This is a genomic window from Kitasatospora sp. NPDC059973 (assembly GCF_042737525.1).
Lineage (GTDB): Bacteria > Actinomycetota > Actinomycetes > Streptomycetales > Streptomycetaceae > Kitasatospora.
On sequence record NZ_JBHWUI010000017.1, the window covers coordinates 62,791 to 75,596 of the forward strand.

General features: G+C 71.8%; 10 protein-coding genes. 2 read left to right on the top strand and 8 right to left on the bottom strand.

Features of this window, described 5'->3' with window-relative positions; translation table 11 throughout:
- Positions 1–45: 45 nt before the first annotated feature.
- From ACFWA9_RS07680 to ACFWA9_RS07715, 8 genes are all read right to left on the bottom strand, one after another.
- Positions 46–813: an isocitrate lyase/phosphoenolpyruvate mutase family protein gene (locus ACFWA9_RS07680; RefSeq protein WP_380384257.1), complete on the bottom strand. Its 768-nt coding sequence runs from the start codon at positions 811–813 to the stop codon at positions 46–48.
- Positions 810–1,427 carry a hypothetical protein gene (locus ACFWA9_RS07685; RefSeq protein ID WP_380384260.1) on the bottom strand — a complete coding sequence of 206 codons (618 nt, stop codon included), beginning with the start codon at positions 1,425–1,427 and terminating at the stop codon, positions 810–812. Before ACFWA9_RS07685 ends, ACFWA9_RS07680 begins: the two co-directional genes overlap by 4 nt.
- Positions 1,428–1,561: 134 nt before the next feature.
- The gene (locus ACFWA9_RS07690) at positions 1,562–3,652 is read right to left on the bottom strand and encodes a transglycosylase domain-containing protein (protein WP_380384263.1); all 2,091 of its coding nucleotides are present in this window, start codon (positions 3,650–3,652) and stop codon (positions 1,562–1,564) included.
- Positions 3,653–4,180: 528 nt separating this feature from the next.
- Entirely contained in the window at positions 4,181–4,948 is a 768-nt protein-coding gene (locus ACFWA9_RS07695) for a 3-oxoacyl-ACP reductase (protein WP_352286669.1), read from the bottom strand.
- A 5-nt stretch (positions 4,949–4,953) separates the two neighbouring features.
- Complete coding sequence (locus tag ACFWA9_RS07700; RefSeq protein ID WP_329485421.1) at positions 4,954–6,327, bottom strand: aldehyde dehydrogenase family protein; 1,374 nt, start codon at positions 6,325–6,327, stop codon at positions 4,954–4,956.
- Entirely contained in the window at positions 6,324–7,064 is a 741-nt protein-coding gene (locus tag ACFWA9_RS07705; protein WP_380384267.1) for a gamma-glutamyl-gamma-aminobutyrate hydrolase family protein, read from the bottom strand. Before ACFWA9_RS07705 ends, ACFWA9_RS07700 begins: the two co-directional genes overlap by 4 nt.
- 64 nt (positions 7,065–7,128) lie before the next feature.
- Positions 7,129–8,484: a glutamine synthetase family protein gene (locus ACFWA9_RS07710; RefSeq protein ID WP_329485423.1), complete on the bottom strand. Its 1,356-nt coding sequence runs from the start codon at positions 8,482–8,484 to the stop codon at positions 7,129–7,131.
- Complete coding sequence (locus ACFWA9_RS07715) at positions 8,481–10,055, bottom strand: amino acid permease (RefSeq protein ID WP_380384270.1); 1,575 nt, start codon at positions 10,053–10,055, stop codon at positions 8,481–8,483. The genes ACFWA9_RS07710 and ACFWA9_RS07715 overlap by 4 nt, the downstream gene beginning before the upstream one ends.
- Before the next feature lie 225 nt (positions 10,056–10,280).
- On the opposite strand from ACFWA9_RS07715, the gene ACFWA9_RS07720 reads away from it, so the two are divergent.
- Both ACFWA9_RS07720 and ACFWA9_RS07725 read left to right on the top strand, forming a co-directional pair.
- Positions 10,281–11,030, top strand: a complete 750-nt coding sequence (locus tag ACFWA9_RS07720; protein WP_329485424.1) for an FCD domain-containing protein — start codon at positions 10,281–10,283, stop codon at positions 11,028–11,030.
- 232 nt (positions 11,031–11,262) lie between these two features.
- Positions 11,263–12,806, top strand: a 1,544-nt coding sequence (locus ACFWA9_RS07725) for a hypothetical protein (RefSeq protein ID WP_380384273.1), incomplete at its 3' end; no start/stop codon positions are given.

The following is a 12,806-nucleotide window of genomic DNA, read 5'->3' on the forward strand; positions in this document are numbered from 1 at the left end:
GGCCCCGTGCGGCGGCGTCGGCCACCCCGGCCGGTCGGCCCCGGGCTAGCCGCTGAGCGCGTCGACCTCCGCGTAGCCGGGGATGCCGGCGGGCAGCTGTCCGCCGTCCCGGACGGCGACCGCCGTGCCGACCGCGGCGCCCAGGGCCGCACGGAACAGCAGGGAGCCGGTGCTGACCCGGCGCACGCCCAGCTCCGCCAGCCTGTCCAGGCCCAGCGCCGGCAGGTGCAGGACGTTCACCGGGACCGGCACCGCGGCCGTCACGGCGGCGATGTCGCCCTCGCGCGCCAGGCCGGGCACGAAGACGCCGTCCGCGCCCGCGTCCACGTACCGTCGCGCCCGGTCCAGCGTCGCGGGCACCGAGGCCTCGACCCCGAGCCAGTAGGTGTCCGTGCGGGCGTTGAGGAAGATCCCCGGCGCCCGGCGCTTCACCTCGCGGACCAGCGCCTCCTGCGCCGCGGGGTCGGCCAGGTGGTCGTCGCGGCCGTCCTCCAGGTTGACCCCGGCGACTCCCAGCTCGGCCAACTCGACCGCCAGGTCACCCACTTCGGCCGGGTCCGTACTGAAGCCGGCTTCGATGTCGACGGTGACCGGACAGGGCAGCCGGACCAGCCGCCCGGCCAGTGCCACGGTCTCGTCCCGGGCCAGGCCCGCGGCGTCGGGAATGCCGTTGGCCGCGGCAACGCCGAGGCTGGTAGTGCCGATGGCGGCGAACCCGGCGGCGGACAGCGCAGCGGCCGAGGCGAAGTCCCAGGCGTTGGGCAGCAGCAACGGCCGGTCCGCGTGGTGCAGGGCGTGGAAGGCGGTGGTCATCGGGCCGTCGCCTCCACCAGGCCGGCCGCGAGGGCGAGCGCGTGCGCACGGCCGGGGCAGGCGTGCGGGCCGGCGCCGAACGGTTCGTCCGCCAGGCCGACCTCCACGAGCGTGCCGTCCGGCGCCACCCGGCGGGTCAGGGGCACCGGCGGATCGGTGCGCCCCGCCACCGTGTGGGCCACCAGGGCCTTGGTCGCGTCGCAGGCCTGGACGAGCAGCCCGATCCGGTTGGCCGTGGCCTCGTCGGCGACGCCTCCGCACACCTCGACCAGCCGGGCGAGCGCCCGGTCCGCCTCCTCCGTGATCGCGGTGTGCGGCTGGTACGACGCCGCCACGAGGGCGACATCCCCGGCCACCTCCGGCGGCAGGCCGAGCGCCTCGGCGAGCACCTCGACCGGCCCGTCACCCCGCTCGGCCGCCCGCAGCCGAAGAGCGTCCGGGTCGACGGACGCCAGCTCGGCCTCCGCCAGCGCACGTCTGCGGCGGTGGGCCGCGCCGCTGCTGAAGCGCGCGACGGACGACCTCAGCCAGGCGACGCCGCCCGGCGGGGAGTCGGGGACCGGTGGGACGAGGAACTCCGGGTCGGTCAGCACGGCGTGACTCATCAAAGGCATGGCGCCAGGCTAACGGGCGCCTCCGACACCGCCCCTGAGCCGCCGGGCCGCCCGGTTGCCCGGCAGCCCGGCAGCCCGGCGACGGGAGAATCACGGCAGGTGGTCGGGGCACGTGGCCCGACCACCCGCGGGCGTCAGTGCTGCGGACCGGCCGAGGTGGTGGCCGGCGGAGCGGACGGCGGGGTCGAGCCGCTGGCATTGGGGTCGGTCTTCGGCGCCGGGTCGGGGATGTCGGCCATCTTCAAGGACTTCTTCGGCTCCCCGCGAAGGGCCAGGTTCATCGCCAACTGCCAGATCGGGCCGGGACCGTCGGCACCGAACACCTCCGAGAAGTGCTTGCCGCCGATGGTGATGTTGCGCATCTCGACACCGCCGGCCGGCCCGCCGAGCCAGACCGACGTGGCGAGCTGCGGGGTGTAACCGCTGAACCAGGCGGCCCGCTTCTTGTCCGAGGTGCCGGTCTTGCCGGCGATCTGCCGGTCGCCCTCCAGGTTGAGCGCCGAGCCGGTGCCGTCCGCGGTCACGCCGTTGAGGATGGTGTTCAGCACCTGGGCCGTCGACTCGGAGAACGCCTGGCCGCAGTTGGCGGCCGGGACGGCGATGTCCTTGCCGTCCACGGTGGTGATCTTGTTGATCGCGGTCGGGGCGCAGTACTTGCCCCCGGCGGCGAAGGTCGCGTAGACGTTGGCCATGGTCAGCGGGCTCATCTCCTCCACGCCCAGCGCCATCGCCGGCACCTCGTCCAGGGGCTTGCCGCTGGCCCGGGTGGTGATGCCGAGCTTGTTCGCCATCTGCTTGACCGAGCAGAGGCCGATCTCCTGCTCCATCTGCACGAAGTAGGTGTTGATCGAGCGGGCCATCGCCTCCTTCAGCTGGTAGGGGCCCTTCTCACTGGCGGACTCGTTCGGCACCACCGTCCTGGGCTTGTCGGTGTTCTTCCAGGTGCCCGCACAGGTCTTCATCGTCGGGTACTCGAGCTTGTTCGGGGAGGAGTACTCGGTGACCGGCGTCAGGCCCGCCTCCATCGCGGCGGCCGCGACGATCGGCTTGAAGGTCGACCCGGGCTGGAAGCCGTTGCCGCCGCCCATCGCCGCGTCGACGTTGAGGTTGACGACCGTCTGGTTCTTCTTCACGTCCAGGCCGTAGGGGCGGGTCTGGGCCATCGCCAGGATCTTGCCGGTACCCGGCTCCATCATCGTCGCGGCGGCCGACACCGAGTCGGTGACCTTCACTTTGGTGGTCACCGCGTTCTGGGCGGCGGCCTGCTTGTCCGGGTCCATGGTGGTGGAGATGTTGAGACCGCCCTGGTCCCAGAACTTCTTCCGCTCGGCGGCACTCGCGCCGAACGCCGGATCCTGCTTCACCACGTGCCGGACGTAGTCGCAGAAGAAGCCCATGCCCGCCTGGGCGGTGATGCAGCCGTTCTGCGGCTCCCGGTACTGCAGACCCAGCGGCGCGGCCTTCGCCTCCTTCGCCTGGTCCGCAGTGAGGTGCTTGTTCTCGACCATCTTGTCGAGCACCACGTTCCGGCGCTTCACCGTGTTCTCCGGAAAGCGCACCGGGTCGTACAGCGAGGGGTTCTGCACCATGCCGGCCAGCGTGGCGGCCTCGGCCACGGTGAGGTCCTTGTTGCTCTTGCCGAAGTAGCGCTGCGAGGCCGCCTCCACCCCGTACGCGCCGTGACCGTAATAGGTGATGTTCAGGTAGTTGGTGAGGATCTCGTCCTTCGTCATCTCCTCTTCCAGTTTGATGGCGACCTTCAGCTCCTGGATCTTGCGGCCCAGCGTCTTGCGCTGCGCCTCCAGGACGGCCGCCTGGTCCTCGCCGGCCTTCTCCACATTGACGTTCTTCACGTACTGCTGGGTGAGCGTCGAGGCACCCTGCGAGGCGGTACCGCTCTCCGCGTTCTTGCTAGCCGCCCGCAGCACGCCCTTGAGGTCCACGGCGCCGTGCTCGTAGAACCGCGCGTCCTCGATGTCGACCTGCGCCTGGCGCATGAACGGGGACATCTGGTCGGCGGGGATGACGGTGCGGTCGCGCTCGTAGACCTTGGCGATCAGCCCGCCCTTGGCGTCGAAGATCTGCGTGGCCTGCGTCAGCGGCGGCGTCTTGAATTCGCCCGGAATGTCCTCGAAGCTCTCCGCCGTGCTCTTGGCGGTCAGCCCGAACGCGCCGACGGCGGGCAGGGCCACACCGGCCAGCAGCGCACCGGACACCACGCTCACGCCCAGGAAGGTCCCACCGTGGCGGACCAGCCGCAGCGGCGAACTTCGCGCCGGGGGGTTCTCTCCGGCGTCGGACGCATTCCATATCGGGGGAAGTTGAGAAGCCATGCCGGAATGCTAGCGCCCATTTCTGACGCATCGAACGATCAGTCGAACGGTAATGTCCCGGCCGTGTCACAGATACCCGGAGGCTGCCCGTGAATTCCGCCGCGCATTTCTTCGGACGGCATGCCGGAACAAGGGTCTCCGGTGAATTACCGAGAAGACCCCCCCGATGAGGAGAACGCCGACGAACCGCCGGTCCGGCGGCGACCGGGCGCCGACACCCGCCCCGGGTCCGCGGGTCCGTGACTACACCTGAAGCACCCCTCCCCCTCACAGCACCCTGACATCAGGTAGATGCGGTGAGCGGGTCGAAAGGTTGCACGCACACGGGGATTCCGCTGCACGGCGACCGGGCCGTCGGGAACGCACGACCGGCCGGCGCACCCCGCGGTGCGCCGGCCGGTCCTGGCGGTGCGGTCGGGACTACTGCGGGGTGACGTAGGCGCCGGAGATGCCGCCGTCGACGAGGAAGGTGTTGGCGGTCATGAAGGACGAGTCGTCGGAGGCCAGGAAGGCGACCGCCGCGGCGATCTCCTCCGGCTCGGCGAAGCGGCCAACGGGGATGTGGACGAGGCGGCGGGCGGCGCGCTCCGGGTCCTTGGCGAAGAGCTCCTGGAGCAGCGGGGTGTTGACCGGCCCCGGGCAGAGGGCGTTGACGCGGATGCCCTCGCGGGCGAACTGCACGCCCAGCTCGCGCGACATCGCCAGCACCCCGCCCTTGGAGGCGCTGTAGGAGATCTGCGAGGTGGCGGCGCCCATCACCGCCACGAAGGAGGCGGTGTTGATGATCGAGCCCTTGCCCTGGCGCTGCATGTGCGGGATCGCGTACTTGCAGCAGAGGTAGACGGAGGTCAGGTTGACCTCCTGGACGCGCTTCCAGGCGTCCAGGCCGGTGGTGAGGATCGAGTCGTCGTCCGGCGGGGAGATGCCGGCGTTGTTGAAGGCGATGTCGAGCCGCCCGTACTCGTCCACCGCCCGCTGGAAGAGGTCGCGGACGGCGTCCTCGTCGGTGACGTCGGCCTGGATGAAGAGGCCGCCGACCTCGTTGGCGGCCTTGGACCCGGTCTCCGGGTCGAGGTCCACGCAGACCACCTTGGCGCCCTCGGCGGCGAACCGCCGGGCGGTGGCCAGACCGATGCCGCTGCCCGCGCCGGTGATGACGGCCACCCGGCCGTCGAGTCGCTCGCTCATGCTGATCATTCCTCCGTGGAGATGAAGACGTTCTTGGTCTGGGTGAAGGCGGCGAGGGCGTCCGGGCCGAGCTCGCGGCCGAGCCCGGACTGCTTGAAGCCGCCGAAGGGCGTCGAGTAGCGCACCGAGGAGTGCGAGTTGACGGAGAGGTTGCCGGCCTCGACGCCGCGGGAGACCCGCAGGGCGCGGCCGACGTCCCTGGTCCAGATGGACCCGGAGAGGCCGTACTCGGTGGCGTTGGCGATCCGCAGCGCGTCCTCCTCGTCGCGGAACGGGACGACGGTGACGACCGGTCCGAAGATCTCCTCGGTGAACGCCGGGTCGTCGTGCCGGACGGGCGCCAGCACCGTCGGCGGGAACCAGAAGCCGGGGCCGTCCGGGGCGGTGCCCCGGAACGCGACCGCCGACTCGTCCCGGACGTAGGAGGCGACCCGGGCGTGGTGGGCGGCGGAGATCAGCGGGCCCATCTCGGTCTTCTCGTCGGCCGGGTCGCCGACCCGCACGGCCCGCACGGCAGGCTCCAGCAGCGCCATGAACTCGTCGTGGACGGAGGCCTCGACGAGGATCCGGGAGCGGGCGCAGCAGTCCTGGCCGGCGTTGTCGAAGACGGCGTAGGGGGCGGTGGCGGCGGCCTTGGCGAGGTCGGCGTCGGCGAACACGAGGTTGGCGCTCTTGCCGCCGAGTTCGAGGGTGACCGGCTTCACCTGGGCGGCGCAGCCCGCCATGATCTCCTTGCCGACCCGGGTCGAGCCGGTGAACACCACCTTGCGCACGTCCGGGTGGGTGACGAAGCGTGCGCCGACCACCGGGCCGCGGCCGGGCAGGATCTGCAGCACGCCCTCGGGGAGGCCGGCTTCGAGGGCGAGTTCGCCCAGCCGCAGGGCGGTGAGGGGGGTGAGTTCGGCGGGCTTGACGATGACGGTGTTGCCGGCGGCCAGCGCCGGGGCCAGGGCCCAGGCGGCGATCGGCATCGGGAAGTTCCAGGGCACGATGACGCCGACGACGCCGAGCGGCTCCTGGAAGGTGACGTCAAGGCCGCCGGCCACCGGGATCTGCCGGCCGAAGAGCCGTTCGGGGGCGGCGGCGTAGTACTCGATGACGTCGCGGGCGTTGCCGGCCTCCCAGCGGGCGTTGCCGATGGTGTGGCCGGCGTTGGCCACCTCCAGGGCGGCGAGGTGCTCCCGGTCGCCGTCGACGGCGGCGGCGAAGGCGCGCAGCAGCCGGGCCCGGTCGGCGGGGGCGACCCGGCGCCAGGTGTCGAAGGCGGCCCGGGCGCGGGCGACGGCGGCGTCGGTCTCGGCGAGGCCGGCCAGTTCGACGGTGCTGATCACCTCCTCGGTGGCGGGGTTGACCACCTGGTAGAGGTCGGGGTCGGTCATCGGGTCGTCTCCCTGGGGCGTGCGGATGCGTGATCGGCGGGAAGGCGGCTCGCCTCGACGAGCGCGCGGAACAGGCGCGGGTCGTCCGGGTCCGTCTCGGGGTGCCACTGGACGCCCAGCGCGAAGCGGTGGCCGGGCAGTTCGAGTGCTTCGACCGTCCCGTCCTCGGCCCGGGCGGTGACGCGCAGTCCGCTGCCGGTGCGGTCGGTGGCCTGGTGGTGGTAGCAGCTGACCTCGGCGGCCGGTCCGAGGACGGCGGCCAGTCGGCTGCCCGCCTCGACGGCGACGCGGCGGCGGACGAACTCGGCCGGGACGATCTGGTGGCTCCGCTCGGGCAGGTGCTGGCGGAGGGTGCCGCCGAGGGCGACGTTCAGCAGCTGCATGCCGCGGCAGACGCCGAGCACCGGCAGGTCGCGGTCGAGGGCGCCGCGCAGCAGGGTCAGCTCCCAGTCGTCGCGGGCCTGGTGCGATGGGCCGGTCCGCGGGTCGGCCTCGGCGGCGTAGCGGGCGGGGTCGATGTCGGGTCCGCCGGCCAGCACCAGGCCGTCCAGCGCGTCCAGCAGAGGGCCGGCGTCGCCGGGCTGCGGCGGTAGCAGCACGGGCGTGCCGCCCGCCGCGGCGACGGAGTCGACGTAGGTCTGCGGGACGAGGCTGGCGCGCTGGCGCCAGACGGACCAGGCGGCCTCGTCCTGGTAGCTGGTGATGCCGATCAGGGGGCGTCGTCGGTCAGGGTTCACGGTCGCTCTCTGTGGTCACGGTCGCCGGGGGCGGGTCGGTGTCGGGCGGGGTCGTCGGGCGCGGTCACAGCCGTTCGAAGCCGCGGCGGCGCTCCCAGTCGGTCACCGCCCGGTCGTAGGCAGCGAGTTCGACCCGGCCGGCGTGGGCGTAGTGGCGGACGACGTCCTTGCCGAAGGCCTCGCCCGCGGCGGCGCTCCGCTCGAAGGCGGTGACCGCGTCGCGCAGGTTGGCCGGTACCCGGGGGGCGTCGGAGGCGTAGGCGTTCCCGGTGAACTCCGGTTCGAGTTCCAGCTGCTGCTCGATGCCGTGCAGGCCGGCCGCGATCAGGGCGGCGACCGCGAGGTAGGGGTTGACGTCGCCGCCGGGGACGCGGTTCTCGAAGCGCAGCGAGGGGCCGTGGCCGACCACCCGCAGGGCGCAGGTGCGGTTGTCCCGTCCCCAGGCGATCGCGGTGGGCGCGAAGCTGCCGGGTACGTACCGCTTGTAGGAGTTGACGGTGGGGGCGAACAGCAGCGCGAAGTCCGCGAGGCAGGCGAGCTGTCCGGCCAGGAAGTGCTCCATGGTGCGGGAGAACCCGTTCGGCCGGTCCCCGGCGAACACCGGCGCGCCCTGTTCGTCGCGGAGGCTGAGGTGGATGTGGCAGGAGTTGCCCTCGCGCTCGTCGTACTTGGCCATGAAGGTGAGGCTGTAGCCCTCCTGCGCGGCGATCTCCTTGGCGCCGGTCTTGTAGACGGAGTGGTCGTCGCAGGTGGTGAGGGCGTCGGCGTACTTGAAGGCGATCTCGTGCTGGCCGAGGTTGCACTCGCCCTTCGCCGACTCCACGGTGAGGCCGGCGCCCGCCATGCCGTTGCGCAGCCTGCGCAGCAGGGGTTCGATCCGGCCGGTGCCGAGGACGGAGTAGTCCACGTTGTACTGGTTGGCCGGGGTGAGCTTGGTGTAGTCCTTGTCCCAGGCCTGTTCGTAGGTGTCCCGGAAGACGATGAACTCCAGCTCGGTGGCGGCCTGGGCCTGCCAGCCGTACCCGGCCAGCCGGTCCAGCTGGCGGCGCAGCACCTGGCGCGGGGAGACGGCGACGGGCGTGCCGTCGTGCTGGGTGATGTCGCACTGGACCATGACGGTGGCCGGGTGCCAGGGCACCGCGCGCAGGGTGGCGAGGTCGGGGCGCAGGGTGAGGTCGCCGTAGCCGCTCTCCCAGGAGGAGATGTCGTAGCCGTCCACGGTGTTCATGTCGATGTCGACGGCGAGCAGGTAACCGCAGCCCTCGGCGGCGTTCGGGACGACGTCGGTCAGGAAGTAGCCGGCGGCGACGCGTTTGCCCTGGAGGCGGCCCTGCATGTCGGTCATCGCGAGCACGACGGTGTCGACGGAGCCGTCGGCCACGCGGGCGCGCAGCTCGTCGAGGGTGAGCCTGCTGTTCAACGGATCTCCAGTTCGGCGTCTTCGGCGTCCGGTGCGGCGGGCCCCGGCGGGGTCTCGTGGATGCGGGGGCCGGTGAACCAGTGGCGGGCGGAGGCGAGCCACCAGAGGCCGGCGAAGCCGACCACCACGGTGACGGCGACGGGCGTGTAGTTGAAGCTCTCGGCGGTGATCGGGCTGACGGTGGGGAGCATGAACAGGACGGTGATCACGGCGGTCCAGCCGACCGCGACGGTGCCGATCACCCGGCTCCAGCGGCCCAGGTGCCACGGGCCGCGCGGGAACGCCTCGCCCTGGCGCAGCCGCAGGTAGACCGGGATGACGTAGGAGATGTACAGGCCGATGACCGAGATCGAGGTGACGGCGGTGTACGCGGTGGAGTTCCAGAGCGCGGGCAGGCCGAGCAGGAGCGCGCCGCCGGTCGCCAGCCAGACCGCGTTGGTGGGGGTCTGGGTGCGCGGGTCGATGCGGTGCCAGAGGGCGGAGCCGGGCAGTGCGCCGTCACGCGAGAAGGCGTAGATCATGCGGGAGTTGGCGGTGACGGAGGCCATGCCGCAGAAGAACTGGGCGCCGATGACGATCAGCAGGAGCAGCTCGGCGCCGTTGGTGCCGATCGCGTCGATGAAGATCTGGGCGGGCGCCACCCCGGTGTCGCTGTGCAGCGCGCCGTCGTAGTCGCGGATGGCGAAGGTGATGCCGAGCAGCAGGATCCAGCCGGCCACCAGGGAGACGGTGATGGCGTTGACGATGCCGCGCGGGCCGGAGCGGGCCGCGTCCTGGGTCTCCTCGGTCATGTGCGCGGAGGCGTCGTAGCCGGTGAGGGTGTACTGGGCGAGGAGCAGACCGAGCATGGCCACGTAGAGCTGGTTGTGGAAGCCGGTGTTGTTGACGAACTCGGTGAGGACGAAGGACGCGGAGGCGTGCCGGTCCGGCACGAGGACGAGCACCCCGACGATGACGGCGACGCCGACCAGGTGCCACCAGACGGACAGGTTGTTGAGGAAGGCGACGAGCCGCACGCCCCGGGTGTTGAGCAGGCCGTGCAGCACCAGGATGACGGCGAAGATCTCCACGGTGTGCGCGGGGCTGGCCGCGAAGCCGAACTGGAGGCTGAGGAAGGCGTTCGTGAAGAAGGCGGCGCCGTAGTCGACGCCGGCGGTGACCGCGACCTGGCCGAGGAAGTTGAACCAGCCGGTGAACCAGCTCCAGGCCGGGCCCCGGCTGCGGGCCAGTTTGGCGGACCAGTAGTAGAGGCCGCCGGCGGTCGGGTAGCTGGAGCAGATCTCGGCCATCGCCAGCCCGACGCAGAGCGTCAGCAGGCCGACCACCGGCCAGCCCCAGATGATCATGGCGGGTCCGCCCGCGTTCATCCCCGTCCCGTACAGGGTGAGGCAGCCGGACAGGATCGAGACGATGGAGAAGGAGACGGCGAAGTTGGAGAATCCCGACATCGAGCGGGCGAGCTCCTGGGTGTAGCCCAGCTCGCGGAGGCGTTGTTCGTCGGCGGAAACGGGTGGCGTGCCGTCCGGAAACACCGGCGGGGCAGGGTGGTCGGGTGAGCGTTCGTCGGTCATGGGCACCCCTGGGGGTTGAGGGTGTGCCGGGCCGTGCGCGACCACGGCGGTGTGGTGCGCGGCTCCCGGCGGGTCAGACGGTCGGGCGGCTCTCCAATGGTCTGGAACCAGACCATTGAGGTGGGTGAGCAGCATCGTTCACCCAGCGGCAGGGCCGCGTCAAGGGCTCCGGGGGCGCGAGTCGGAAGGTGCGTGCCGGAGGGCGCTCATAGGTACGATTCCGGCGTGGACGTCGACGAAGCACGCGAACAGGCGCGCCTGGACTGGCAGGCCGGGGCGATCTTCCGGCCCGTCCGGACCGGCAACGCCTTCGAGGAGACCGTCGAACGCCTGCTGCAGGCGATCAAGCTCGGGGTCTTCGGGCACGGCGACCGGCTGCCCGCCGAGCGCGACCTCGCCGCCCGGCTCGGGGTCAGCCGCGAGACCCTGCGCGAGGCCCTCCACACGCTCCAGGAGGCCGACTGCGTCGAGTCGCGCCGCGGCCGCTACGGCGGCACCTTCGTCACCTACCGGATGCCGCCGCCGGACGTCGGCGAGCTGCGCCGCGCCGTCCGCGACCTCGGCGGCGAACTGGAGGACGCGCTGACCTACCGCCTGGTGCTGGAGACCGGCGCCGCCGAGGCCGCCGCCCGGCGCACCCTCTCCCCCGACCAGCGCGCCTACCTGGAGCGCCGGCTGGCCGACCTGGAGGGCGCACCCGCGGAGCGGTACCGCCAGCTGGACTCGCGCTTCCACCTCGCCGTCGGCGAGCTCACCGGCTCGCGCACGCTGGCCACCGGCATCGCCGAGGCCCGGATGCGCCTCAACGACCTGCTGAACGCCATCCCGATGCTCGACCGCAACATCGAGCACGCCGCCGACCAGCACCGGGCGATGGTCCGGGCGATCCTGGACGGCGACGGCGAGGCCGCCCGCCGCGCCACCGAGGAGCACCTCGCCGGGACGGCCGCCCTGCTCCGGGGCTTCCTGGCCTAAGGGGTGTTTGCGAAGTCCCGGCTGGACTCCGCTCCCGCCCCGGACGAACCACCGATCACCCTAACCTCCTTGACCTTCAAGGGAGTTCAGGCCAGACGGGGACCGGTTCGGGCCAGCTCCGGGCAATCGCGGCACCCGGGCCGCAGGGCGGTGCCTACCGTCGACGGGTCGGTTGGCACCCGTCCTGTCGGCCGCCCCGTCGTGTGGAACACCGAGGTAGGGAGTCCGCGCTGTGTCATCCTTGCTGCACTACGAGCTCGTCGCCGATCCGACGTCCCTCCAGGCGTCGCTCCAGGACGAACCCGCCCTGGGGACGGTCTACGTGATCGTCTCCAACACGCACCAGTCCCAGGTGGAGTGGGAGTACATCGACGTGGTGATGCCGTTGCTCGCCATGTCCTCCGACCTGACGGACAACGCCGCGGCGGTCACCGCGAGCGTCGAGCGGACGTACCAGAGCCCGTTCGACGACGCGCTGGAGTTCCGCTGGGACAGCGCCCAGGGCCACTTCCGGGCGCAGCTCTCCCAGGCGCAGCCCCCGACGCGAAAGAACGCGCTCCTGAGCAGCCACGGGGCGCTGGTCCTGAAGCTGGAGAACATCCCGGTCTCCGAGGGCGCGGGCCTCACCCTCCTGGAGATCCGCGAGAAGGCCGGCGGCGGCGACGCCAACGAACCCATGCGGCGGGACCACTGCACCACCACGCTGGGCCTGGTGAAGCAGACGCCGAGGGTCCCGCGCAACTTCCGCGCGCAGCGGTCCCTGGTGAACGGTGACGCGGGCGAGACCCTGGTGCTCCAGTGGGACGGGCCGACCGGTCTCGACTACGCGATCCTGGATCCGACGGGGGCCGAGGTCCACCGCGAGCCGGCCGTGCAGGGAGCCGCGGGGGCGCACCGGGACTACAGCTGGCCCACCGCCGCCCCGAAGCGCGGCACCACGTACACCCTGGTCGCCAAGGCCCCCGGCGGCGGGCAGCAGCGGGGGTACTTCCTCACCACCACCGTCCACGCGCTCGTCCCCGAGTTCGACAGCGGGACGCGCACGCCGTGGATCGAGGGGACGGCGAACAAGGCCCTGGTCACCTTCACCGCGGACGGCCTGGAGGTCCGCGACGCCAAGCGCGACCTGGGGACGGTGCGGGCCAACAAGGTCGACGTGGACAACGTGACCACCCGGCTGGTCCAGGGGCGGACCGACAGCGCCGGCTGGATCACCTTCCCGGACATCGGCGTCAACGTGTACCACGGCACCAACAGCGACCTGGGCGTCCTCACGGCCGCCCGGGCCGACGTGGAGGGCGTCAACACCACGTGGGCGGGCAGCCGGGCCGGCGGGAAGGGCTGGATCGACTTCACCCAGCCCGGCGCCACCCTCCACAAGGACGGCAACCAGGACCTCGGCACCCTCACCGCCGACAAGGCCGAGCTGAACGGCCTGAACACCACGTGGGTCGGCGACCGCGACGGCGGCAAGGGCTGGATCGACTTCCTGCAGAACGGCATCGACGTCCACAAGGACGGCGGCCAGGAATGGGGCGTCATCGCCGCCGACAAGGCCGACCTCAACGGCATCAACACCAAGTGGGTCCAGGGCCGGAGCACCACCGACGGCTGGATCGAATTCCCCGCCAACGGCGTCCGCGTCCTGCGCGACGGCGGCCACGAACTCGGCACCGTCACGGCCGACAAGGCCGACCTCAACGGCATCAACACCAAGTGGGTCCAGGGCCGGAGCACCACCGACGGCTGGATCGAATTCCCCGCCAACGGCGTCCG

What these genes read in the sequence shown, in the direction of transcription:
- ACFWA9_RS07715 (WP_380384270.1), bottom strand. Translation starts at nt 10,055, where the DNA reads ATGACCGACGAACGCTCACCCGACCACCCTGCCCCGCCGGTGTTTCCG.
- ACFWA9_RS07680 (WP_380384257.1), bottom strand. Translation starts at nt 813, where the DNA reads ATGACCACCGCCTTCCACGCCCTGCACCACGCGGACCGGCCGTTGCTG.
- ACFWA9_RS07700 (WP_329485421.1), bottom strand. Translation starts at nt 6,327, where the DNA reads ATGACCGACCCCGACCTCTACCAGGTGGTCAACCCCGCCACCGAGGAG.
- ACFWA9_RS07695 (WP_352286669.1), bottom strand. Translation starts at nt 4,948, where the DNA reads ATGAGCGAGCGACTCGACGGCCGGGTGGCCGTCATCACCGGCGCGGGC.
- ACFWA9_RS07685 (WP_380384260.1), bottom strand. Translation starts at nt 1,427, where the DNA reads ATGCCTTTGATGAGTCACGCCGTGCTGACCGACCCGGAGTTCCTCGTC.